Below are 24,824 nucleotides of genomic sequence, written 5' to 3'. Positions count from 1 at the left end.
CGGGCCGACGCCTCGGCGTCGGCCCGGCCGCGTCGTCATGCTGAACGGCCGGACGGCCCCGCGTCTGCGCGCGCACCCACACGCGGGGGCGCGGGCTCGGGCTTCGAGGTCACCTCGCCGCTCACGCCCCGCCTCACCGCTGCCACTTCAGCGCCCGCTGCTCGAACACCCCGATGATCGCGGTCCCGGCGACAACCATCGCCACGATGATCACCAGCGCGGCGAACAGCCCGGACGGGTCGAACTGCTGCGTCGAGGTCATCGAGTAGTAGCCGAGACCCACGTCCGCCGAGATGAACTCGGCGGCGATGACGCCGATCATCGCGAACGACACACCGGCCTTGAGACCGGCGAACAGCGGGACACTGACCGACGGCAGAACCACCTTGCGCACGACGAACATGCGCGACGCGCCCATGGCCCGCGCCACCTCGCACAGCGGTTGCGGCACGGTCCGCATGCCCGAGTAGACGTTGAAGAAGACGAGGAAGAACACGATCATTCCGGCGATCGCGATCTTCGATCCGATGCCAAGACCGAACCAGAGCAGGAACATCGGAGCCAGGGCGACCTTCGGGATCCCGTTGATCGCGTTGAGGATCGGCTCCATGATCTCGCCGACGATCCGCACCGCGCCGAGCGCCCACCCCATCACGGCGCCGGTGGACGCGCCCAGCGCCCACCCCAGCACCAACTCCTGCCCGGTCGCCGTGATGTTGCGGTGCATCGCGCTGTCGTCCACGACATCGACCAGCCTGCCCAGCACATCGATGGGGTTGCTGATGAGGAAGTAGTCGATCACCCGCCCGCTGAGAAGCTGCCACAGCGCAAGGATCAGGAATACGACGCCGAACTGCCCCAAGGCGATCAGCGCGCCTCCTCGTCCGCGCTGCCGCCCCCGGGACTTCTGCCGGACCACCCGGCCCCTGCGCATGGTGAGTTGTTCCTGGCCGCCGCCCTCGGCACCCGCTCCGCCGCTCATCACTTTCGTCCTCTCCTCATCAGGATTCCAAGTCCGTCTCGAGCAGGTCCCACAGCTCGTGGCGCAGCTCCCGGAAGTTCTTCAGGTCGGTGATGTTGTAGACGTCCCGAGGCCGTTCGAGGGGAATGTCCACCGTCCGCCGGATCCGTCCGGGCCGACCCGTCATGACCGCGACCCGGTCCGACAGGGCGATCGCCTCCGTCAGGTCATGGGTGATGAACATGACCGACGTCTGCCGCTGCTGCCACAGATCCAGAATGGTCTTCTGCATCGTGACCTTCGTGATCGCGTCGAGCGCGCCGAAGGGTTCGTCCATGAGCAGCACCTCGGGCTCGTAGACCATGGTGCGCGCGATGGCACAGCGCTTCTGCATTCCGCCGGACAGTTGGCGCGGATAGTGGTTCTCGAAGCCTTCCAGACCGACGATCTTGATCCAGTCCCTGGCCCGCTCCACCCGCTCACGCTTGGGAAGTTTGCGGATCTCCAGCGGCATCATGACGTTCTCGATCACCGTGCACCACGGGAAGAGGTTGGAGTCCTGGGTGATGTACCCGATCTCCAGCTTCTCCAGCTCGCGATCGCCTTTGAGGCGCTTCACCGTCCCCGCTTTGGGCTGGAGCAGACCGGACGCGATGTTCAGCAGGGTGCTCTTGCCGCATCCGCTGGGCCCCACGACCGTGAAGAACTCCTTCTCCCGGACGGTCACGGACACGTCCTGAAGGACGTCCATCATCGCGCCGCTGGGAGTTACGAAGCGGTGGGAGAGATCCTGTAGGACCACCGCCGGCTGATCCACACCCAGATCGTGTTTCAACATCCTGTGCCTCGTCCCTTTCTCGGCGTCAACTCACGGTCCGCGGGCTGCGTCCACGCGGTCACGGCTGGTACTCCGCCGTGTAGGCCGCCTCGACCACCTCGGCGGACGGCGCGTCGAACATCCCGAGGTTGGTGAGCACCTTGATGCTCTCGGCGAACTTCTCCTCGCTCATCGACGCGTCCTTGGCCCACTTGTAGCTGCCCATGCTCTTCGCGAGGACGTCCACGGCGAACGCGCTCATGTCCTTGTGCAGGGTTTTCGCCGCGTCCTCGGGCTTGGTGTCCAGATAGTTGTTGGCCCGGCCGATGGCGTCGCAGACCTTCTCGCTGATGTCCGGATGGTCGGCGGCGTACGACTTCGACGTACCGATTCCCGACCAGGCGGTCCCGTTCAGCTCGGCGAACAGCGGGGAGCTGCCGGTGTCGTAGATGATCCGGCCCGGTGACACGGAGAGCACCTGGTCGGGAATCGGCTGCGGCTGGAAGACCAGGCCCACCTGGCCGTTCTGGAACGCGGCCGTCGAAGCGGCGCTGGACGCCTGGGAGATGACGCCGATCGAGTCCGGCTCAAGACCTTCCTTCTCCAGCAGACTCTCCAGCAGCTTGGCCCCCGGGTTGACGGTGCGGCCACCGATCGCGGTGATGTTCTCGCCCTCGAGAGCGGCCAACTGCTCCTTGAGCGACATGGATTCGGTCAGGTTGTTGCGGTCCCACGCCGTGTCGCTGACCGCGAGCATGTACGAGGGATCGACCTGCGTCACACAGATCTGCTGGAGCCCGATCTTCTGCGCGACGGCCTGGATCACGGTGGAGGTGTTGACCGCGCCGTACTGGATCTTGCCGGTGGCGAGCTGCATGCTCGCGTTCGCGACGGTCTGGACCTTGACGTCCAGGCCCTCGTCCTCGAAGTAGCCCAGCTCGTCGGCGAGGAAGATCGGGGCGTTCGCCGGCGCGGCGACCGAGACGGATATGGTGAGCGTGTCACCGGCGCCCGGTGTGGCTCCGTTCGCCGAACAGCCCACGGCCGCCGACAGGGCGAGCACCGCGACAACCGCGCCCACTCGCCGTTTCATGGTCCGGGCAGGACTTCTGACTGAAGCGCCGTTGCTTCGATACATTCCAGGTCCTATCTCACGACATTTCTGGATACCGGCGGCGTCCGGACCGTGGAGCCCGGATCCCGCCGACTGCCTTGCGTCCGATACGGGGCGGCCCGCGATCCTGGTGCTTGTGCCGGCGCCCGCCGGAGTGATGAGCGTCCATGGACCGCCGAACAGATAACTGGTGTGAATTCCGCGGTCGCGAATGAAATCAGTCGGACCACCCGGGGAATCGTCCCCGGGCCCTGTGTCTGAAGGTGCTGGTCGTCGAAGCTAGTGGCGCTCTGTGGGCCCGACAAGAAGCGGGTAAAAGATTTCGACCCTGCCGAAAGGCCGTGGTCGCGACGGCTGTACACGCAGCGGCACAGCGAGGACGGGACGCGAGAGGCACCAGGTCATGCCGAAGTACCCGGCCGCCGGTACGGGCGGTCGGGGCGTGGCCTTGTGGAGTTGTCCGGAGCGAAACGGCGGGACGGGATTCGCCGTTGGGAACGTGGGCGTGACGCGGGCGTGACCCCATGTCCGCGTACGGCGAGGTCCGCGTACGACGGGCCGACGACGTATACGTCGCCGTACGGCGGGTGCGGATGCCGTGGGGGCGTGGGGCGCGCCCCCACGGCGGAGGCGGCTCGGGGGTGGCCGCCCCGTCGGTGGGGGTGGCCGGGATCAACCCACCAGTGTCCCGGCCACCCTTGGGGCCGTACTCAGCCCGCGTCGGCCACCAGGCCGGCCTTCTCCACGCCGAAGACCGCGACGATCTCGTCGTTCTCCGGCCGCTCACCGCTGACGCCCACGGAGCCGAGCAGTTCGCCGTCCTTGTCCCGGATCAGGACCCCGCCCCGGGAGGAGGCGACCCGGCCTTCGGAGATCGCGGCCAGGGCGGCGAAGAAGGCGGGATCGCGGGTGGCGTGCCGCGCTCCGGCGGCGCCGCCCGACCCGGTGCCGAGGCAGCCCCATGCCTTGGCGTGGGCGATCTGCGGACGCAGGATGCCCGCACCGTCCTCGCGCTTGACGACCTTCGGGTTGCCGCCGGGGTCGAGCACGGTGATCGCCAGCGGCCGCAGCCCCAGCTCGCGTGCGTGGCCCAGCGCGGCGTCGACGATCTCGGACGCCTGGTCAAGGGTCAGTCCTGTCATGGCTGTTGCTCCTTGTTCATCATGTTCGCGGGTGTTTGTGCGGGTGTTTGCGCGGGTGGGCCGGTGCGGGGCGGGCCGGCACGTTCCCGGCCCGCGGGCCGGGACACGGCCGGCCTGCGGCCGCTCACTTGTCGAGGACGACTCTGTTCTCGACGGTGCCAAGCCCCTCGATCTCGCCACGGACCACGTCGCCCGGCCGTACGAGGGGGTGCCCCAGCGGCGTCCCGGTCGAGAGCACGTCGCCGGGCGCGAGGGTGAGGGCCTCGGTGAGCCAGACCAGTTGGTCGGGTATGGAGTGGAACATCTCGGCGGTGCTGCCGTCCTGCCGCAGCTCGCCGTTGACCCAGGAGCGGATGCTCAGTCGGTGCGGGTCGGCGATCTCGTCGGCGGTGACGAACCAGGGGCCGGTGATCCCGTAGGTGTCGAAGCCCTTGCCGCGGTCCATGCGGTTGTTGTCCCGCTCGGAGACGTCCCGCGAACCGATGTCGCAGAAGCCGACGTAGCCCGCCACCGCCCCCATGGCCGTCTCGGGAGTGAGATGGCGTGAGCGGGGGCCGATGACGACGGCCAGTTCCATCTCCGGGTCGACCTTCTCGCTGATGGCCGGATACCGAAGGTCGTCGTGCGGCCCCGCCAGCGCGCTGATCGCCTTCAGACAGCCCTGGGGACCGCGTACGGTCCGCTGCGGAGCCGTATCGGACGTCACGGCTCCTACGGCTCCGGGCCGCTCGCGCGGAAAGTTGGCCAGCATGCACCAGATGGTCCGGGGCCGGCCGATCGGCGGGCCGAGCCGTCCGGGCTCGTCGGACCAGAGACAGTCCTCGTCCAGGTCACCGGTGCCCGCGTGGTCGACGGCCCAGTCGAACACCCGGCGTACCGCCGTGAGTTCCGGGTCAGCCTGGAGGAGTGCGGGCAGATCGCCGGACAGGGCGCGCCGGGCCCGCGCCAGGGCGTCGTCCCGGTGGACGCCCTCGGTCTGCGACCGGCGTACGAAGGCGGCCTGGATGTCGATGAGTTGACGGGGGACGACTTCGGGGAAACAGAGCCGGTCGCCGAAGGGCGTCCGCCGAGAGGCGATTTTCACGGGGGATAGGGGTGCTTTCCGTGAGTGTGGATGGATCGGACGAGAGTGGGGCGTGGGGCGGGGAGCCGCCGAGAGCCTGGGGGCGGGACGCGGGCGCGGCCCGGGAACACTGGGTGGCCCGAGCCGCCGCCTGCCGGGGGGAGCCGGCCGCGTACGCCCCGCCGGCTACTTGTTGTCGTCGTCCTTGGGGTTCTCGAACCTGATCCCGCCATCGGCCGTGATGATGTCGAACTGGTCCGAGGGCACAGCCGGCTCGAAGATCGGGGGCAGACCGACGGTGAAGAGGATCAGCTCCTCGCTCGCGACGTAGCGCGCCTTCTCCCCGGGGTCGACCTCGACGGCGCCGAGACTGCCGACCTCCGTGCCCTCGACCGTGCCGGCACCCGACAGGACCACCGTCAGCAGGCGGGCGTCCTCGCTGGTGGCGACCCACTCGGCACCGGCCTCGACCTTGAGGTACTCGATCCAGAACCCGCGCTCGGTGTACGTGCCGATGTGCTTGCGCTCGACGCCGGTCGCCCCGGCCACCGGCACCCAGTTGAAGTGGACCGGGTTGCTGATGACCACGCCGTTGTAGCGGGGCCGCGGGAACTTGACCTCCCGGCGCTCACGCCGCTCCGCCTGCGCCTCCTTGTTGTCCGGGCCCCGGCCGCGGCCGGCTCCCATGCCGAGCGCGGAGGCGCCGCCGAACTGGAGCACGAGCTGCAACTGCTTCGGGTCGGTGATCGGGTCGTCCTGCGGCCCGTAGGTCTGGCCCTCGGGGAAGTAGCCGACCTCGCCCTCGCGCAGGATCCCCTGGTCGCCCAGGTTCATGTCGCCGATCAGCGGCAGCCGGATCTGCTCGAAGGTGTGGCAGTGCCGCGGCATCAGGAAGTCCGCCTCCTGGCGGCCCAGGATGTAGCGGTAGTTCTCGAGCGGCTTGCTCCGGTCGCCCATCAGCAGGTAGTTGAAGGAGACGGTCCCCCTGGGGTGGTCCATCTTGAACGCGTTCTCGTCGTACGGAGCGATCTTCATCGCTGTCCTCCGTTGTCCGGTGTTCGCCCGTGTGCGGCCGGCGAGCGAGCTGACTGGCGAGCCTGCTGTCGCACCGGGGCGTGATGGCTGTCCGGGGTCGACCGGCGTGGTGTTCTCCTGACGCGTCCTGTTTGTGGTGCGTCCCGCCGATGACATCCGTGTGTCGATTAACCACACAACCTTCTTGGTAGGTTGGTGTCAAGGTAGGTGGCGAGGTTTTGAGTAGTCCGGGTACACGGAAGTCCGGATTCGCGCGGACTGCGCAGGGTGTGGAGCGGCGCGCTCAAGACGGCTTGGCGCCCTGCGGGGCCTGATCCGGACCCTGTCGGCGGACGGCCGAGCGCGTACGACAAAGGCCGCCGCCCCGCGGGGGGCGACGGCGCGCGTCAAGGTCGACAGATGGATGGCGGGACGACGTCGTGTGTCATCGCGTGAGGTGTTGGTGTGTGAGGCGCACGTGGGGTGTCGTCGTGCGGGAGTGTCGTTGCGTGAGGCGTACGTGGCCGGGGACGGGGGCGGGGACGGGCGGCGGTCCCTCCCGCCTCGCGGCCGGCTACCTGCCGCGGGGGACCGGGGCCGCCGCCCGGCGGCTCACTTGTTCGCCGGCTCGCCGCCGCCGATGGTCGAACTGCTGTCCAGCAGCGACGCCATCAGTTGGGAGAACCCCGGGTCGGAGGAGGTCATCTCCTTCCCGCGCCGCGCTTTCCCGATGCGGTCGACCACGCGCTGGTGGTATTCCTGGACCAACTCCACCGCGCGGTCCGCGTCGCGCCTCTCCAGTGCTTCCACGATGTCCATCCGGGCCCCGTAGAGGGTCCCGGCGACCCGTTCGAGTTTGCCGCCCGACATCTGGACGGCGAGCCCGATCTGGACCTGGGTGATGAACCCGCACAGCGAGATCAGCAGCGGATGGTGGGAGAGTCCGGCCAGTGTGTGGAAGTAGTGCTTGAGCGCGGCCGCCGCCTGGTCGTCGACGTTGTTGTCGAGAGCCGCCGTGCCCTCGGCGGCCTGCCGCAGCAGTGCGATCTCCTCGTCGGTGGCCCGTTCCGCGGCCAACCGGACCGCGTACGTGTTGAGGACGGCGAGAAGTCCGAAGACGTCACGGGCGTTCATGTTGCCGAACTGCACGACCGCCGCGATGGATACGGCGATGAGAGTGTCGCTCTGCGCCGTCACGGTGCTGCCGCTGCCGTTCCTGGAGGAGACCAGTCCCATCGCCGTCAGTACCCGGATAGCCTCACGGATGGTCGGGCCGCTGACGCCGTACCGCGCGGCCAGTTCACGCTCGGAGGGCAGCTTCGCGCCGTGCGGGAGGGCGCCGCTGAGAATCTGTCCCCGGAGGTCTTCCAGGATCTGGTCCGCGACCCTTTTCCGGTAGATCTTGCCGGGCTGTTCGTTCATGGTCATCAACTCTGCCTCTCGAGGCCCTGATCCTCCTGGTAGCTTGATGTCAAGGCTAACAGGATGCTTACCTCCGCAGGGTGACTCGACGGTCTCTCTTCGCCTTCTCCGGGCCTTCTCCGGGTCCCATTTCCGGCCATCGTCACGCGCTCGCCCCCCGGCGGCTTTCGCGCCGCTCACGCTCGCCTCCGCGCCGTATACAGCCGAGACGCCAGAACGCTAAGCTTCCAGGTAGCTTGGTGAGTGTGAATGTAAATGTGAGCGCATCTGAAGGTGATTGCGGATCAAGGAGTGTTCCCGTGACTGGAGTTCTGTACGGAACCGTCGCCCTGGTGACCGGCGCGTCGAGCGGCATAGGCGAGGCGACCGCGCGTGAGCTGGCCGCACGAGGCGCGGCGGTCGCCGTGGTCGCCCGCCGGGCCGACCGGCTCAAGGTGCTGGCCGAGGACATCCGGACGGCGGGCGGGGACGCGCTGGCCCTCGACGCCGATGTGACGGACGAGGCACAGGCACGGGACGCGGTGGAACGCGCCGTCGCGAACTGGGGGCGGCTCGACATCCTCGTCAACAACGCGGGCGTCGCCCGGCTCGGCCCCATCGTGGACGGACCGGTCGAGGAGTGGGAGCAGATGGTACGGCTCAATGTGCTGGGCCAGTTCTACTGCGTGCACGCCGCACTGCCGCATCTGCTGCGAGCCGCCGACGACGGCCCGCGCCGCGTCGCCGACCTGGTCAACGTCAGCTCGGTGTCCGGCCGTACGGCCCGTAAAGGCGCCGGTGTCTACAGCGCCACCAAGCATGCGGTGAACGCCTTCAGCGAGTCACTGCGCCAGGAGGTCGCCGGCCGCCACGTACGCGTGTGTGTGCTGGAGCCGGGTGCGGTGGCCACTGAGCTGTTCCGCCACCGCACCCCCGAGGTCCAGCGCCACCGCACCCCCGAGGTCCAGCGTCAACACGCCCCCGAGGCCGGGCGGTTCGAGCGGCTGCGGCCCGAGGATGTCGCCGACACCGTCGGATACGTCGTCACCCGTCCCCGCCACGTAGCCATGAGCGAAGTGCTCATGCGCCCCAGCGAGCAGGAACGCTGACCGTTCGGCTCCGGTTGGCTTCCGTTCGGCTTCCGCTCGGCTCAGAAGGGGTACGTCGCCGCCTCCGCCCGCGCCGTGATCCACCGCGTCTCGGTGAACGCCTCGATGTTGGAGACACCACCGAACCGCGAGCCGGTGCCGGAGGCCGCGACACCCCCGAAGGGCGCGACAGCCTCGTCGTTGACGGTCTGGTCGTTGATATGGACCAGCCCGGTGGGAATGCGCTCGGCGAGCTGAAGGCCCCGCATGGCGTCGCCGGTGAGGATGCCCAGCGACAGCCCGTAGTCTCCGGCCGTCGCCAAGGCGACGGCCTCGTCCACGTGTCCGAAGGTACGGACGGGTGCCACCGGTCCGAAGACCTCCTCCGTGTACGCCGGAGAGGAGTCGGTGACACCGGTCAGGACCGTGGGGCGGTAGAAGAGGTCTTCGTACGTGCCGCCGGCGGCCAGCGTGGCACCGCCCTCGACACTCGCCCGCACCAGGTGGTGGATCTTGTCGCGCTGGCCCGCGTCGATGATGGGGCCGAGCGCGACCTGCGCCTTGGCGGGATCGCCGACCGGCAGGTGCTCGGCCTTCTCGACGAGCCGTTCGGTGTATTCGGCGGCTATCGACTCATGGACGAGGTGCCGCCCGGTGGACATGCACACCTGACCCTGGTGGAAGAACGAACCCCAGGCCGCGATGGACGCGGCACGCTCCAGATCCGCGTCGGGCAGCACGATCAGCGCCGAGTTGCCGCCCAGTTCCAGATGGGCGCGCTTCAGATGCTGCGCGGCGGAAGCGCCGACCTTCCGGCCGGCCGCGGTGGAGCCGGTGAAGGAGATGACCCGCACCCGCGGATCGGCGACGAGCGCCGCGCCCGCCTCCGCGTCACCGGGCGTCAGGCACAGCACGCCCTCGGGAAGTCCCGCCTCCTCGAACACCCGCATGATCGACACGCCGCCGCCGACCGCCGTACGCACGTCCGGCTTGAGTACCACCGCGTTGCCCAGCGCCAGGGCCGGGGCGACGGAGCGGATGGCCAGGATCAGGGGCACGTTGAAGGGGGCGATCACGCCGACCACCCCGGCGGGCACCCGCCGCACCATGCTCAGGCGCGGCTCGGCGGTCTGGAGTACGTCGCCGACCGGCCGGGAGACCAGCGCCGCCGCCTCGTAGCACTCCTGGGCGGCCGTCGCCGTCTCGAAGGCGGCCTTTCCCTGGATGCTCCCCGCCTCGTGGATCAGCCAGTCCTGGATCTCCTCGGCCTTCTCGGTGAACAGGTCCCCGGCGCGGCGCAGAACGGCGGCGCGCTCGGTGTACGGGGCCCGCGCCCAGGCCGACTGGGCCGCCGCGGCCCGCAGCGTGGCGCGGGCCACGTCGTCCGCGTCCGCGCGGCCTATGTGCTCCAGCGTGTCGCCCGTCGCGGGCTCCATGACGGCGTGGGTGCCGCCCGTGGCGGATGTCCAGCCGCCGATGTTGACTTTGCCGGACCAGATCGTGGGGTCGAGAAGCGTCATGGCGTGAGCTCTTTCTGTAGAGGGTGAGCAGAGGACGGAGGGCGGGTGGTGAGGAGCGGGTGGTGAAGGGGCAGCCGGTGACAGGGGCGGCGGTCAGGCGTGGGGCTTGAGGTCCGGCGCCACAGTCACGTCGAGGACAAGGGGCTCGGCGCGGGAGCCGAGAGTGGGCACGATGTCGTCGAGGGCGGCGAGCAGTTCCGAGTAGCTGGTGATCCTTCGGGCGGGGCATCCCAGCGACTCCGCCAGACCGCTCACGCTCACCTCCTCGAAGGCGGGCCACGGTGCCTTGCCACCGTGCTGCTCGGCGAGTTGGTCCATGATCGCGTAGCGCCCGTTGGCCAGGACGACGAAGACGACACCGACGCCGTAGTGCGCGGCGGTCCACAACGACTGTGCCTGGTAGAGGGAGGAGCCGTCGCCGACGACCGCCACGACCGGACGCCGGGGCTGCCCCATCCGCAGGCCGACCGCGGCCGGCATGGCGAAGCCGAGGCCGCCCATGGCGGCGCTGAGGAACCCCAGCGGCCGGCGGGCGGGCAGCAGCGCGTGCAGGTCCGGGCGGGAGGACGGGGTCTCCTCCACGATCACGGTCTCGGCGGGCAGGCTGCTCGCCAGCGCGGCCAGGACGTGTGCGGCGCGCAGCGGTTGTCCGGGACCGGGCGGCGTGGGCCGGAGCCGGGCCGGGGCCGAAGGCCGTACGGACCGGGGCTCGCCGGACTCACGGGGCGGCACGCGTCGCGCGAGCCGGTCGCAGAAGTCGGGCAGCGGGGTGACGACCGCCAGGTCGGCCGGCGCGCGGTGGGCCTCGGCCGGGTCGTCGGTGACCACGGCGACCCGGGTACCGGGTTCGGTCAACGGCCCCTGCCCGTACGGGTACTGGCGCAGGAAGGGCGCGCCGACGGCAAGCACCAGATCGTTCGGCGCCAGGGCCTCGCGCAGCCGTGCGCGGTCGGCGGGGAGATGACCCGCGAACAGGCGGTGATCCTGCGGGAATCCGGCCCGCGAGCCGAACGGGTCCTGCCACACGGGGCAGTTCAGACGTTCGGCGAGCGCGGTCAGCGCCGCCCACGCCTCCGCACTGTCGGTGCCCGCACCGACGACGAGGGCCGGGGCCTCGGCCCGCGCGAGCAGCCCGGCGACCTCGGCGACGGCCGCCGGGTCGGAGGTCGCCGCGTGGCGCAGGACGGCGGGCGCGGGCACGGGCAGTTCTTCGGCGGGCTCCGCCCAGTCGTTCATCGGGACGATCACCAGTGCGGGACCGCGCCAGGTGCGGGCGGCGTGCACGGCCCGGCCGATCGCACCCGGCACGTCCTGAGCCCGCGCCGGGGTCTGCACACTCACCGGGTAGTCACCGGCCAGCCCTTCGAGACGGCCGGTGAGGAACGGCTCCTGGGCGAGATGGCGACGGTCCTGCTGACCGACGAGAACCACCAGCGGGACCCGGTTGGCCCGCGCCGTGGCGAGCGCGCCCACGGCGTTGCCCAGGCCGGCCGTGGTGTGCAGCAGGACGAGCGCCGGCTCGTCGCGCGCGATGGCCCAGCCCGTGGCCGCCCCGACGACCGACCCTTCATGCAGGGCGAGGACGAAGTCCAGGTCGTCGGGGAGGTCGGACAGGAACGACACCTCGGTCGAGCCGGGGTTGGCGAACATGGTGGTCAGCCCATGCAGGCGCAGCACATCGAACGAGGCATCACGGACAGTCGGCATCAGAGCACGCTTTCTCATGGGAGGGATGGGAAGGAGCCGCCGTTTCGACCGATGTCCCCTTCCCCCTTCGGGCGGCGCTACTTCGCGGATGTGCCGGCGGAGACGCACGCGGATGTGCCGGTGGGTATGCCGCTGGATACGCCGGCGGATCGACTGACGGCATCCGATCGGCTGACGGCACCGGACCGGCTGACGGCATGGGACCGGCGCTCACGTGCTGATGCGCAGGGCGAGCTTGCCCACCGACCCGGCGGCGAGTGCCGCGAAAGCCTCGCCGATCCGGTCGAAGTCGTAGACGGCCGTCACCGGGGAGTCCCGCAGGCTGTGTTCCGCCAGCTCGGCGAGCCGGCGCAGGACCTTCGGGTCGACCTTCGGGCGTACATTCACGGCCGGGATGCCCCCCAGCGCCTGGGAATCGGCCGCACGCAGAGTCGACGCGGCCCGGCCGCCCGGGGCCAGCGTCCCCACGACGAGCGGGGTGAACGCGGCGGGATCCCGGTCGATCAGATCGATCACGGCCGTCACCCCGTCCGGGTGCTTCCCGCGCACCGTCAGCGCGACGTCCTGGGCGGACCAGTCGACGGTCTCGGCGGCGCCCAGCCTGAGGACGTGGTTCTCCTCGTGGCCGGGCCGGGCCGTCGCGATGACCCGGACACCCTGAGCCGCGGCGAACCGCGTCGCGAAGCTGCCCACCCCACCGCTTCCCCCGACGACGAGCAGCGTGTCCCCGTCCCCGACCCGTACCGCGTCGAGGCAGGCGGCGGCGGTCACTCCGGCGAGGCCGAGCGCCCCAGCCGTCAGATCGTCGACCGCGGCCGGTACGACGGTGAGCTGGTCCTGGGGGACGGCCAGGAACTCGGCGAAGGAGCCGGTGTGCACGGTGTTGCCGTGTACGAGGCCGAACACCCGGTCCCCGACGGACAGTTCGGTGACGCCCGGCCCGGTCTCCGCCACGACACCGCAGAAGTCGCTACCGAGGATCGCCGGGAAGACGTACTCCTTGTAGCGCCTGGCGCGCCCGGCGGCGATGTTGGCGTCGAGGGGGTTGACCGAGGACGTACGCACCTGGACCAGGACCTCGCCCGTACCGGGGGTGGGCCGGGGGACGTCCACGATCCGGGGGGCGGAGTCGAAACCTTCCAACTGATAGGCACGCATGCTCATGGTGTGCTCTCAATCCTTGATTCGAGGGTGGATTGCGGCTGACGCGGGGAGCGATACGGCCGGCGTACCGCCGCTGGACGCTGCCTGGTGCGGTGCTTCGTGCGGTGCGTCCAGAGATGCCTCTTGAGATGCCTCTTGAGGGGGCTCGCGGTCGGTGTCCTCCTCCGACTCCTCGCGAGTTCCCCACTGCTTGGTCCGCACCAGTCCCACCGTGGCGACCAGTGCGGCGACGAACGCCATACAGGCGGGAATCGCCAGGCCTGCGGCGACGGCGTCCGCGAAGTTCCCGTGGTTGGCGGCGAGTTCGGAGAAGAAGACCGAGGTCGCGATCGGAATGCCGATGGCGGAACCGATCTTGACGCCGACCTGATAGGTCCCGCCGGCCGTACTCGCGTCGGTCCGGGGGATGTCGAACAGGCCCAGGCTCTGGTTGGAGGAGATGACGAAGCCCGCGCCGAGACCGCAGACGAGCAGCCCGGGGGCCAGGACGACGGCGATGTGGCCGCCGCTCCAGTTCAAGGACAGCAGGGAAGTGGCGGCGAGCCCGGCCGTCATCATCAGACACCCGGCCACGACCATCCGGCGGCCGTAGCGGGGCACCAGACGCCCGCTGATCAGCGCTCCGGACATCGAACCGATCGGGAAGAGCAGGGTGCCGAGCGAGGACTGAAGCGCGGAGTAGTGCAGCCCCGCCTGGAAATAGATCTGGAGCAGGATGAAGATCGGGGGGAACGCCGCGTAGAAGAACAGACAGGTGGCGAAGGAGAAGGAGAAGCTGGGCAGGACGAGCAGCCGGGGCTTGATCATCGGGTGCTCACCCCGCCGGTCCAGCGACCGCTCCCACAGCACGAAGGCGGTCAGCAGTACGGCTCCGACGCCCAGCAGCCACCACTGGGGAGTCACGCCTTCGTCGCCGTTCTCGGCGAGCGGCAGCACGATCGCGAACAGCGCCAGACCCAGCAGCGCCATGCCACCGAAGTCGACCGTGCTCCTGCCCGCGCCCTTGTGGGGGGTCTGCGGCAGCCGCCGGTACCCGAGGGCGAGGGAGAACAGGCTGATCGGCATGCCCATGAAGAAGACATAGCGCCAGCCGCTCTCGTGACCGAGGCCGTCGACGGTCTGCCCCGCGATCAGCGGACCCCACGCGGTGGACATGGCCACGATCGCGGCGTACACACCGAACGCCTTGCTCCGCCCCTTGCCGACGAAGAGCTGCTGCATCAGCCCGATGACCTGCGGGATGACGATACTGCCGGCCATGCCCATGGCGAATCGGGAACCGACCAGCCAGCCACCGGTCGGCGCCAGCGCGCAGGACAGGGAGGCCAGCAGGAAGAGGGTCATCCCGATGACGAACATCCGCCGCCGGCCGAAGTCGTCGCCCAGCCGCCCGGCGGGAACGAGGGTCACCGCCCCGGCCAGCGAGAACCCGGCGGTGGCCCAGGTCACTTGGGTCGGCGACATATGCAGAGCGGTCTGCATCGTCGGGAGGATCGCGTTCATCATGCTCGTGTCGAACATGACCATGAACGCACCGACGAGACCGATGGACAGAGCCCGCCATCGTGCGGGGTCGGGTTGAGCGGATCCGATCTTTGCTGATGCCGTCGTCGCCATCGGCTTTCTTTCCTTTCGGCTTTCCCCTTGGCTCGACTCGTACGGCTGTCAGCCAGACATTTTGGTACCGCGTTCCGAGGGTTTTACGAATGGATGTGCCGCCGTACGTCCGCACGGCGGGACACTGACGCTGACCGGCGCTTCCGTGCCGCCACGGGCTTGTCCGAGTGGCCTACGTCATGGAAAAGGAAGCTAGCTTCCTAGTAGGTAGGCGTCAAGGAGTCTTGCAAGCTTTGGGCAGGTTCTCATCCAGCAGGGGCGCGGTACGCCGCAGGTGGAGGGGGCTACGTTGCGGGCGGACGGATCGGCGCCGCCTGGCCTGGCCCGGAATGGCTGGTGCCCTGGATCATCCGAAGCGCGACGCTGTCGTCGTCTTGACGAGGCGGGTCGCCTGCGAACTCGATCCGGAGGTGTGGCGGTGGATGTCACGCCCGCATCCGGAAGCCGTGACGCAGATGCGCACGCTGCTCAGTCAAAGCTCAGTCAAATGATCGCGGATCCGGCGCTGCGCAGCCCCGTGCGGCGCCGGGACGGCACCGGCGGCGAATCGACCCGCTACTGCCTGCCGGCAGCAGAATGGCCCCCGTTCGCGCCAGGCTCCGTGCCGGAGTCGCCGCCAAGATCAACGCCTGATCTGGGGCTGTGAGTTTCTGCGCCGGCAGTCGTCGCTCTTAGCTCTTACGGTGCGGGGGCGTACTCGTCTTGTGTGGTGGTGAGGGTGGTGTGGAGGGTGGTGGTGCGGGTGTGGGTGAGGTCGAGGGTGGTGAGGGTGGTGGGGGTGGCGGTGTTGGGGAGGATGTGTTGGAGGAGGGTGGTGGTGCGTTGGGGGAGGTCTTGGTAGTTGGTGAGGGTTTGGGACATGGCTTGGATGCCGGCGAAGGCGCCGACGAGGGTTTCGGCGGTTTGGGTGGGTTTGATGTGGGGGAGGAGTTCGCCTTGGTTGTGGGCTTGGGTGAGGAGGGTGGTGCCGAGTTGGGTCCAGCGTTGGAAGGGTGCTTGGCGGTTGAGTTGGTGGTTGTGTGGGTCGAGGGTGAGGCGGACGCCGGCGCGGACGAGGGGGTCGGTTTGGAGGCGGTAGGCGTGGAGGAGGATGGTGTCGATTATTTGTTGGGTTTTGCAGGGGTGGTCGGGGGTGGTGGGTTGGTGGTCCTGTTCGTGGATGACGCCTTCGGCGAGGTGTTCTTTGGAGGGGAAGTGGAAGTAGAGGGCGCCTTTGGTGACGCCTGCGGTGGTGAGGATTTCGTTGATGGTGGCGGCTTGGTAGCCGCGTTGTTCGAAGACTTTGGCGGCGGCGGTGAGGATGGTGCGTCGGGTGCGGATGGCGCGGTGTTGGGTGGCCATGGGGTGGTCTCCTTGTGTGTGTGGTGAGCCCGGAGACCCTTTTGATACCGTCTGGTTCGTATCTTAGCGTGGTGGGGTGTGGGGGTGGGGTTGTGCGGTTTGGGGGGTGGGGGGCTGTTGGGGGGTGGTTGGGGTTGTGTGGGTGTTGGTGGGTGGGTGCGGGGTTGGTGTTGTTGAGGATGGCTGTGGCTGTGGGTGTGGCTGTGGGTGTGGTGTGTGTGGGTGGCTTGGTGTCGGCAGGGTGGGTGTGTGTGTCGGCTGGTGGTTGGGGTTGTGGGGTGGTGTTTTGCTGGTGGGGGGTGAGGTAGGTTTTGCCGGTGTTTTTCGGGAGGGCGGTGTGGTGCGGGGTGGGTGGTGTGGTCATGGTGGGGGCTGATTTGGTCGGGGTTGGGATGTGGTTGTCTGTTGGTGAGTTGGTGAGTTGGTGAGTTGGTGAGTTGGTGAGTTGGTGAGTTGGTGAGTTTGGGTTGTGTGGGGTTGGGTGTGTTCGTGTGCTGTGTTCGCGGTGGGCGGGGTGTGTTGGGTGTGGTGTCTGGGATGTGCTGTTTCTGGTGTTCGCGGTTGGTGGGGGGGTATGGCGGGGGTGGTGGGGGCGGCGTTGGTTGTGGAGGGTGGTTGTCGGTGTGCGGGCTCAGCTTTCCGTTCGCGTGGGTATGAATGTGCCCGGCAATGTCGGGGGCGGGGGCGGGGGGCGTGGTTGAGGTTGTCGGGCTGGTCGGGTGGTACTCGGGTGATGTGTTGTGGTGCGTTGTCCGGATCGGTTGGACGGGGCTGGGGCGTCTGTGTGGTGGGTGAACTTGTTGGTGGTTTCGGTCGGATGGGGCGGGTCGGGCTTCGGTTGTGGTTCGGGTGTGGTGGGCGGTCGGCTCGTTCAGGGCGATTCTTTCGGGGTGTGGTGGGTGGTGGTGTGGTGGGTGTCGGTGAGTTCGTCGTAGGCCGGCGGTGGCCGGCTGTTGTTGTGGGCCTGGGTGGTGGTGGTCTGGTTCAACTGGGTGTGTGTGGGTGCGGTTTCTTCGTGTTGGGGTTGGTGGTGGCGCGGCTGGAGGGGAGCTTCGCGGGTAGTTGTCCGGCGTTCTTTGTTGGTGGGTGGCCTGTCCGGGTGTGTTTCCCTGATGACGTGGTTCCTGGGGTCGGCCGCCCGTGGGTGTATCGCGTGCTGCGTTTTCCCGTATGGGTCGGGAGCGGTGGAATGCTGGATGAGCTGCGTTTTCGTGGCCGGGGTTTCGGTGAGTGGGTGGGGGCGGATCTTGCGGGTGGGTGCTGGGTGGTGGTTGCGGCCGGATGCGGTCGGGGAGTTCTTGCCGGCCGGACGCAGGTGTTGTTCGGCCACGGGATGCGGGGTCGGTGGCGGCGGTTTTCGGGTTGTGTGGTTCCGGGCGGTTCGGTGCCCGGTCACTTCGCGGTGGGTTTTGTGGATCTGGGCTCGCCGCCGCTGCACCCGTGAACGCGGTGTCCGTTTCCTTGACCGGGGAGAGGGCTCGCCCGGACAGCATGTGGTCGCGGGCGATCAGGGCCTGTCGCTCGATGCGCCCCTTCGCGGTGGGCCGGTGGGCGGCGAGCATGTGGATGCCGTAGTCGTAGTGCCCGGCCCTTGCGGGTGGGCCGGTGGGCGGTGAGCGTGTGGATGCCGTAGTTGTAGTGTCTGGCGAATTCAACTGTCTCGGGATGAAGGGGTACCGCCTGACCGGGGGCGGCGTGCCGGCGTACGGCCGGCTTGGTGCGGTCGTGGGCGATCGTCGTCGGCGCCCCGCCGAAGTGCGCGGACGTCCGCCGGTGGCGGTCGAGGAAGGTCTCTGGGTCCTGGTTCGTGGTGGGGCGGCAGAACGGATCACGGGAATACGACAGGGTCATGTGGAACGGATAGACTTTCCCGGTGCCTATATGCGCGGGGGCCTTGCCCTTATCACTCCGGTCCGCCTGGGCTTGGGCGCCGGGACTTACCTCGAACTGGCGATGTGTGCCGGCCAGTTCCTTCGGGGTGATGCGGAGTTTTCCGGCGGCCTTGGGCCGGGTCTGCTGAATGGAGTGCGTGACCCGCTGGTAGTTCCCGGTGGACTCGTGTTCCGTGACCAGCCGTTCATGGATCACCGCGGCCTTCGTCAGGACCTCGGTCCGCAGTATCGCATCGGCCAGCGGTGTGTGCTCGTCGATCGTTCTCGCCCGGGACCGGCCGTTCGGCGGTCGCCGCGGCGGTGTCGCCGGGCCCGGCGGTGACGGGTACTTCCGGATCGTCTTGCGGTCCAGGCGCGTCGTGCGGGCGGTCTCCGGCAGGCTCGGCGCCGCGGACTCCAGCAGCCTGCGGAATCGCGGCAGTTCCAGCCGGCGTTGCGGGTCCAGGAGCATCGTCAGCCACCCTCCGCCGTCATGCCGGCAGCAGCGGAGTGCCGAGCGGCAGGGTTCACCGCATCAGCGTCTGTCCCCCCTTTTTCATCCGTACGGAGCCGGGGACGTGAGTGTGTGCGCCGACAGCCAGGCGCTTACCGCCGGAGGTGAGGAACGCGGAACGGGGACGTACTCCGGTCCTGGTCCTGGACGGGGCCCAGTTGCTCAACTGTGAACAGTTCGAAGCCATCCGTATGCTCACCAGCACCGCCGTGGACCGGGACTCGTCTCTGTCCTGCCTGCTCGTGGGCCGGCCCGCCCTCCGCCGCACGGTGAAACTCGCCGTCCTCGCGTCCTCGCGTCCTCGCCGTCCTCGGACAGCGGACGGCGGCTGCATGATGCCCGGCATGACCGGGACCGGGACCGGGACTGCCGGCTGCGTCAGGCAGCACCTTGGACTCGCGGGGCGGGCCGGCCGGCTCTTCACCGAGGACGCCGTCGACCTTGTCCGCACCACCGTCGGCGGTTTGCCCCGCGCGGTCGGCAACCTCTGCCTGTCATCCCTCGTCGCTGTATTCGCCGGCGGCAAGGTCCGCCGGCGGCGAGAAGGCGGCCCGGTCCGCTGTCATCGAGATCCTTGGCCGGCCCCATCGGCACCTTGCCGGCCGAACCGGTACCTTGCCGGCAACCGCCCCGCTGGAGCCACCCCGGCGGGGTGGCCGCGTTCTCACTCATCGGCACCGTCGGTGCCGCGCCCGCCGGCATTTTCAACGTCGCCCAACAGCCGGTGGGGGTTTGACGGTCCCGGCTGCTTTGCTGTGTGTGTCCGTCTGGATCCGGGCCGGGTGGCTTCCGTCGGTCAGGACGTCTTCGGCCCTGCGGGCCCTCCGCGGTTCCGTCGGCCACGGCAGGCGGGTACCGGGGTCGCGAAGCCGGTGCCGGCGAGCCGGGCCCCGGGATCGGTGATCAGTGACGTGCCCTTCCGGCATGCCCTTCCGGCATGCCGTTCCGGTTCGTCGGACATGGTCCGCTCGGAGTCCTTCCAGCCGGCGGTCACCGGGTCCGGCACTGGGTGGGAGGAGTGTTCCGCCACAGCGGTCGTTCGCGTCGTCGGGTGGCCCGTGGGGCTGCGCCGGGAGCCGGACGTGCCGAACGCCGCTGCCCGGTTGCCGGCCGGGTCGGGAACCACCGGGCGGCAGTATGCCCGTCGACGGCCGGAACGCTCGGTCCGTGAAGGAGCCCGGGGGCTGCTTCCCAGCGGCCGGGCCACCTCACGAAAGGTTTGGGGGTGGTGGGTGGTGTGGTTCCGGCTCGCGGGCTTCCCGGCCCCTGGGCTTCTCGGGTCTCTCGTCCCCCGGCTCTCGGGCTTCCCGGCTTCCCCGGGCCTCTTGCCTTGGGCTTCCCGGCCTTCGGGCTTTGCGGCTCCTGGGTTTTCCGGGTCTCTCGTTCCCGGGCCTTCTGGCCTTCTGGTTCTCTGGTTCCTCTTTCCGGTTTCCCGGTTTCCCGGTTTCCCGGTTTCCCGGTGTGTGTTGGTGGGGGTTGGGGGTCAGGGGGGTGGGGTGGTGGTGATGGTGGCGTGGAAGGCGGGGGTTTGGTTCTGGTGGGCGGTGATGTGGATGGTTGGGGGGTGGGGTTGGGGGGTGGGGGTGTGGTGGGTGGTGATGGTGCAGGGGGTGTCGAGTTCGACGTAGCGGGTGAATTGGCTGGTGATGGTCAGGGGGAGGTTGGGGTGGCCGAGGGTGGCGGTGGTGGCCTGGCGGGCGGCTTCGAGGAGGACCATGCCGGGGATGTGGTCGACGGGGTGGTCGAAGAGGACGGGGTGGCGGGTGTCGGTGTGCAGTTGCCAGTGGTGGGGGTGGGGGAGGGGGGAGATGACGACGTCGGCGGGTGTGAGGCGTCCGACGGTGTGGGGGGAGGCGGGGATGGTGGTGGGGGGTGTGGTGGTGCGGTGGTCGTGGGTGAGGGCTGTGGTGGGGCGCAGTCGTTGGTAGACCTTGGGGCTGATGCAGGTGAAGGAGCCGCCTCCGGTGGCGGCGAGCTGGCCGTTGCGGTGGATGTGTATGTCCAGGCGGCAGCTTGCGAGGATGCCGCGGCGTTGGCGTATCCGGGTGCAGGTGACGTGGAGTTCGAGGCCGGTGGGTGTGTGGTCCAGGCGCAGGTGCTGGGGCTGGATGTTCACGTGGAGTTGTTCGACGAGCAGGTGGTGGCCCAGAGGGACGCCGAGTTCGGTGTGTGCGAGGAGGATTCCGGTCTGTCTGATTGTTTCGGCGGCGATCAGGGGGTCGTGGCAGCCGTCGATGCCGGTGAAGAAGCTGTGTCTGCGGGGCCATTGGGCGGTGAGGGTGAACCGGTGGCCGTCCAGGCGTTGCCAGCCGGTGAGCAGGACGTCGGCGGTGCTGGCGCGGTGGACGAGTTCTTTGGGGACGGTGGTGGTCAGGGGCGGTTGGTGGTGGGGTGCGGGGGTTTTGTGCGGGGTTCTGGTGTCGTTTCCCGGGTGTGCGGCGGCGGTGGCGGTGGTGGTGGGTGACGCGGGGGTGGTGGCACGGCAGGTGCTCGCAGGCATGTCTGTTCCCCCTGGGTGGCGTTGGCGTGCTGTCAGTGGTGCTGATGCTGTCGCTGGTGCTGTTGGGGTCAGGCCAGCGAAGATACATACCGCCCTGTTTGCTTTCTAGCGGTATGAGGCACTCCGCCTGTGCGGCTTGCGGAAGGCGGGGTTCCCTATCGGGTCCCGTCCGCCCGGTGTCCGGGGGCGGGCGGCCTGCTCCGCCCCGGTGGCGGTGGCGGGGTGGGGGTGGGGGTGGCGGGGTGCAGCCGCACCCCCGGGCCCCGGGCGGGCGACCGGTGGTGCCCGGCCGGGCACCGGGCCCGTCTGCCGGCCCCCTCGGCGCGTGTTCCGGGTCCCGCGAACCTGTGTGCCGTGTTCCGGGCCGTCTGCTGCCGTGTTCAGGGTCTGTTTTCCGGTCCCGGGCCGGCTTCCGGGCGTCATCCTCCAGCCCGGCGTTCTGTGTTCCGGGTTCCGGGTCTGTCTCTCCGCGCCCGGGCTGTCTTCCGCGTTCCCCCCCCGGCTCCCGGCCCCCGGGGGTCTTGTTCTGTGTTCCGGTCTGTCTTCCGGCCTTTGGCTGTTCTTCCGGGTCCGCCCCGGCCCCTGGGGCCTGTGTTCCGGGTTGCGGGTTGGTGGGCTGTCTTCCCGCCGTGGTCGTCTTCCGGGCACCGGGTTTGTCTTCCCGTTCAGGTCTTTTGGGTTCCGCCCGGCCCCTGGGGCCTGTGTTCCGGGTTGCGGGTTGGTGGGCTCGAGTGGTTTGTCAGTGCTTCTCGAGTGTTCTGGCCGACGATGGGCGTGACGGTGGCCGGGAGAGGCGGAGGGGAAGGGGGTGGGCCGGGTGGAGGGTGTGCCGGTGGTGGTGCGGGTGGAGCGTGGGCGGGCCGGTGCGGAGGAGTTGGCGGCTCTCGCGGCGGTGCTGCTGGCTGTGCGGGCGCGTGGCCGGGCGGGGGCCGGTCCCGGTTTCCGGCGTGGGGGTGGGGTGTTGCCGGGGTGGGGCTGGTGGGAGCGTGCGGGGGGTTATGTGGCGCCGGGCAGTTGGCGGTGAGTTCTGCGGCCGGTGCCGGTGCCGGTGGCGGGGGCTGTCTGCCGTGTGGGGGTGTTGTTTCGTCGGGGCCGGGGTGTGATCTCTCCGGTCTGTCCCGGAAAGGGGGGCGGGGTTGGTGACGGTGACGGGTGGTCTGCGTGGTGAGGTGGCGCGGCTGGGGGAGATCAGGGCGCGGGCGCTGGGCGGGCCGGGTGAACGTGCGACCGGGGCTCAGCATGCCAAGGGCAAGCTGACGGTCCGTGAGCGGATCGGGCTGCTGCTGGATGAGGGGTCGTTCCGGGAGGTCGAGCAGTTGCGGCGGCACCGGGCGACGGGGTTCGGGCTGGAGGCGAAGCGTCCGTACACCGATGGTGTGGTGACCGGGTGGGGGTCGGTCGAGGGCCGCACGGTGTTCGTGTATGCGCATGATTTCCGGATTTTCGGGGGTGCGCTGGGTGAGGCGCACGCGGAGAAGATCCACAAGATCATGGACATGGCCATCTCGGCCGGCGCCCCCCTCGTCTCGTTGAACGACGGTGCGGGGGCGCGTATCCAGGAGGGTGTCTCGGCGCTCGCGGGCTACGGGGGGATCTTCCAGCGCAATACGCGGGCGTCGGGGGTGATCCCGCAGATCAGTGTGATGCTCGGCCCCTGTGCGGGCGGTGCGGCCTACAGTCCGGCGCTGACGGATTTCGTGTTCATGGTGCGCGGGACCTCGCAGATGTTCATCACCGGCCCGGACGTGGTCAGGGCCGTCACCGGTGAGGAGATCACCCAGAACGGCCTGGGCGGGGCGGATGTGCACGCGGAAACCTCGGGGGTGGCGCACTTCGCCTACGACGACGAGGAGACGTGCATCGCGGAGGTGCGCTACCTGCTGGCGATGCTGCCCTCCAACAACCGGCAGAACCCGCCCGCCGCCGAGTCCCACGACCCGCCCGCACGCCGCTCCGATGTACTCCTCGACCTGGTGCCGGCCGACGGCAACCGCCCCTACGACATGCGTGAGGTCATCGCCGAACTCGTCGACGACGGGGACTTCCTGGAGATCCACGAACGCTGGGCCACCAACATCATCTGCGCCCTGGCCCGCCTCGGCGGGCAGGTGGTGGGCATCGTCGCCAACCAGCCGCGCTCTCTCGCCGGTGTGCTGGACATCGAGGCGTCGGAGAAGGCCGCCCGCTTCGTGCAGATGTGCGACGCGTTCAACATCCCCCTCGTCACCCTGCTGGACGTGCCCGGGTTCCTGCCCGGGGTGGACCAGGAACACGGCGGCATCATCCGCCACGGGGCCAAACTCCTCTACGCGTACTGCAACGCGACGGTGCCGCGGATCTCGCTGATCCTGCGCAAGGCGTACGGGGGTGCTTACATCGTCATGGACTCCCGGTCCATCGGCGCCGACCTCACCTACGCCTGGCCGACCAACGAGATCGCGGTGATGGGCGCCGAGGGCGCCGCCAACGTCATCTTCCGCAGGCAGATCGCCGACGCCGAAGACCCCGAGGCCATGCGCCGGCGCATGGTCAAGGAGTACAAGGCGGAGCTGATGCACCCCTACTACGCCGCGGAACGCGGGCTGGTCGATGACGTCATCGACCCCGCCGAGACCCGCGAGGTCCTCATCTCGGCCCTCGCCATGCTCCGCACCAAGCACGCCGATCTACCCTCACGCAAACACGGCAACCCCCCGCAGTGAGGACGGAGGCACAGGCGATGACCGCCCCGCACCGGCCAAGCGGTACGGCGGGTCTGTTATGCCTGTCCGGAAACGGCCTCCGTGGCCGTATCACCGCCCGCCGGCCGGAACGTGACCCGGCGCCGGCCCGCACGGCACCCGGTCTTCTTCCCGCGGGCCGGTGCCCGTGCGAGGGTGAACTCCCATATCACAGGCGTGTACGGACCGGCCGCACACGCCCTGCTGTACGGTGCATCAAAACAGCGCGGGGGGTTTGCTGTTGACAAACCGTCTGTCCTGTTTTGTACTCGTGAGGTGCCGGATAACAGCACACACCTAGGGGGGCCACGGCGTGCAGATCGACGTACTGGGCGTATTGGACGTCAAGGAGAACGGGGCGTCCATAGCCCCTACTGCGCCGAAGCCCCGGCAGGTGCTCGCCCTTCTGGCGCTGTGCGCCGACCGGGTGGTGCCCGTCTCCGCCCTCATCGACGAGCTGTGGGCGGGCAGGCCGCCGCGCAGCGCGCGCACCACGCTGCAGACCTATGTGCTGCAGTTGCGCGACCTGATCACCCTCGCGCTGCGCCGGCAGGCGCCCGGCGCCGATCACACCGGGCCCCCGGCGCGCAGGGCCAAGGACGTCCTGGTCACCTCGCCCGGCGGGTACATGCTCGTCCTGGGCGAGGGCAGCAGTGACGTCCGGGAGTTCGAACGGCTCTCGGGCATGGGCTACCGCGCCCTGGACGCGGGGGACTTCAAGGGCGCCTCGCGGCTGCTGTGCGAGGCGCTGGCCCTGTGGACCGGCCCGGCCTTCGCCGACGTACAGACCGGTGTGCAACTGGAGATGGAGGCCAGACGCCTGGAGGAGAGCCGGCTGTGCGCCCTCGACCAGCGCATCGAGGCCGACCTCAGACTCGGCCGCCACCGCGAACTGCTCGCCGAGCTGACGGTGCTGACCAGCCGTTACAGCACCCACGAGAACCTGCACGCCCAGTTCATGCTGGCGCTGCACCGCTCGGGCCGGCGCGGCGAGGCCCTGGACGTCTACCACCGGCTGCGCGGCACCCTGGTGCGGGACCTGGGCCTGGAGCCCTCGCCGCGGCTGCGCCAGCTCCAGCAGTCGATCCTTGTCGCCGCGCCGGAGGCCCCGCTCGCGGAGCAGCAGGCGCCCGCCGCCGCTGCCCCGGCCGGCGCCGCCCGCACGGGCGCCGCGGGCCCTTTACGCGTCAACTGACGCCCGCCGCACACCGGCAGGTGCCCGCCGCACACCGGCAGGTGCCCGCCGCACACCGGCCGGTGCCTGTTGTGC

17 protein-coding genes are annotated in these 24,824 nt (G+C 69.4%); 4 read left to right on the top strand and 13 right to left on the bottom strand.

All coding sequences use genetic code 11. The annotated features are described in order from the left end of the window. Positions 1-133: 133 nt before the first annotated feature. From OG329_RS00410 to OG329_RS00380, 7 genes are all read right to left on the bottom strand, one after another. On the bottom strand, positions 134-982 hold the full coding sequence (locus OG329_RS00410) for an ABC transporter permease (RefSeq protein WP_405791620.1): 849 nt from the start codon (positions 980-982) through the stop codon (positions 134-136). Positions 983-1,001: 19 nt separating this feature from the next. Beyond that, a complete protein-coding gene (locus OG329_RS00405; RefSeq protein WP_405791618.1) occupies positions 1,002-1,778 on the bottom strand; it encodes an ABC transporter ATP-binding protein in 777 nt (258 codons plus the stop codon). Positions 1,779-1,857: 79 nt separating this feature from the next. Then, complete coding sequence (locus OG329_RS00400) at positions 1,858-2,871, bottom strand: ABC transporter substrate-binding protein (protein ID WP_405791616.1); 1,014 nt, start codon at positions 2,869-2,871, stop codon at positions 1,858-1,860. A 731-nt stretch (positions 2,872-3,602) separates the two neighbouring features. Then, entirely contained in the window at positions 3,603-4,034 is a 432-nt protein-coding gene (locus tag OG329_RS00395) for a heme-binding protein (RefSeq protein WP_405791615.1), read from the bottom strand. 124 nt (positions 4,035-4,158) lie between these two features. Further along, positions 4,159-5,118 (bottom strand): fumarylacetoacetate hydrolase family protein, encoded by a 960-nt coding sequence (locus tag OG329_RS00390; RefSeq protein WP_405791613.1) that lies wholly within the window; start codon positions 5,116-5,118, stop codon positions 4,159-4,161. A 165-nt stretch (positions 5,119-5,283) separates the two neighbouring features. Then, positions 5,284-6,132, bottom strand: coding sequence for a hypothetical protein (locus OG329_RS00385; RefSeq protein WP_405791611.1), 849 nt, complete (start codon positions 6,130-6,132; stop codon positions 5,284-5,286). A 591-nt stretch (positions 6,133-6,723) separates the two neighbouring features. Continuing rightward, on the bottom strand, positions 6,724-7,533 hold the full coding sequence (locus OG329_RS00380; RefSeq protein ID WP_405791609.1) for a FadR/GntR family transcriptional regulator: 810 nt from the start codon (positions 7,531-7,533) through the stop codon (positions 6,724-6,726). 299 nt (positions 7,534-7,832) lie between these two features. Here OG329_RS00380 and OG329_RS00375 point away from each other — a divergent pair, with 299 nt between their 5' ends. Continuing rightward, entirely contained in the window at positions 7,833-8,621 is a 789-nt protein-coding gene (locus tag OG329_RS00375) for an SDR family NAD(P)-dependent oxidoreductase (protein ID WP_405791608.1), read from the top strand. Between the two features lie 41 nt (positions 8,622-8,662). Here OG329_RS00375 and OG329_RS00370 read toward each other — a convergent pair whose 3' ends face one another. From OG329_RS00370 to OG329_RS00345, 6 genes are all read right to left on the bottom strand, one after another. After that, positions 8,663-10,120: a benzaldehyde dehydrogenase gene (locus OG329_RS00370; protein ID WP_405791606.1), complete on the bottom strand. Its 1,458-nt coding sequence runs from the start codon at positions 10,118-10,120 to the stop codon at positions 8,663-8,665. Between the two features lie 93 nt (positions 10,121-10,213). Beyond that, positions 10,214-11,845: a thiamine pyrophosphate-dependent enzyme gene (locus OG329_RS00365; protein WP_405791604.1), complete on the bottom strand. Its 1,632-nt coding sequence runs from the start codon at positions 11,843-11,845 to the stop codon at positions 10,214-10,216. A gap of 192 nt (positions 11,846-12,037) precedes the next feature. Beyond that, positions 12,038-12,991, bottom strand: coding sequence for an NADP-dependent oxidoreductase (locus OG329_RS00360; protein ID WP_405791602.1), 954 nt, complete (start codon positions 12,989-12,991; stop codon positions 12,038-12,040). A gap of 9 nt (positions 12,992-13,000) precedes the next feature. Then, on the bottom strand, positions 13,001-14,608 hold the full coding sequence (locus tag OG329_RS00355) for an MFS transporter (protein ID WP_405791600.1): 1,608 nt from the start codon (positions 14,606-14,608) through the stop codon (positions 13,001-13,003). Positions 14,609-15,286: 678 nt separating this feature from the next. After that, positions 15,287-15,949, bottom strand: coding sequence for a ScbR family autoregulator-binding transcription factor (locus OG329_RS00350; protein WP_405791598.1), 663 nt, complete (start codon positions 15,947-15,949; stop codon positions 15,287-15,289). Positions 15,950-19,817: 3,868 nt separating this feature from the next. Next, entirely contained in the window at positions 19,818-20,834 is a 1,017-nt protein-coding gene (locus OG329_RS00345) for a ScbA/BarX family gamma-butyrolactone biosynthesis protein (protein ID WP_405791596.1), read from the bottom strand. A gap of 808 nt (positions 20,835-21,642) precedes the next feature. Between OG329_RS00345 and OG329_RS00340 the strand changes: the two genes are divergently transcribed. The 3 genes from OG329_RS00340 (at position 21,643) to OG329_RS00330 (ending at position 24,749) form a co-directional block, all read left to right on the top strand. Continuing rightward, positions 21,643-21,858: an acyl-CoA carboxylase epsilon subunit gene (locus tag OG329_RS00340; protein ID WP_405791594.1), complete on the top strand. Its 216-nt coding sequence runs from the start codon at positions 21,643-21,645 to the stop codon at positions 21,856-21,858. A 115-nt stretch (positions 21,859-21,973) separates the two neighbouring features. Beyond that, positions 21,974-23,536, top strand: coding sequence for an acyl-CoA carboxylase subunit beta (locus OG329_RS00335; protein WP_405791592.1), 1,563 nt, complete (start codon positions 21,974-21,976; stop codon positions 23,534-23,536). A gap of 331 nt (positions 23,537-23,867) precedes the next feature. Beyond that, on the top strand, positions 23,868-24,749 hold the full coding sequence (locus OG329_RS00330) for a BTAD domain-containing putative transcriptional regulator (protein WP_405791590.1): 882 nt from the start codon (positions 23,868-23,870) through the stop codon (positions 24,747-24,749). The last annotated feature ends 75 nt before the right edge of the window (positions 24,750-24,824 follow it).

Source organism: Streptomyces sp. NBC_01506, assembly GCF_045040295.1.
In the GTDB taxonomy this organism is placed as follows: Bacteria; Actinomycetota; Actinomycetes; order Streptomycetales; family Streptomycetaceae; genus Streptomyces.
Note: the sequence above shows the minus strand (reverse complement) of the source record. Positions and strands in the feature narration are given on the sequence as shown.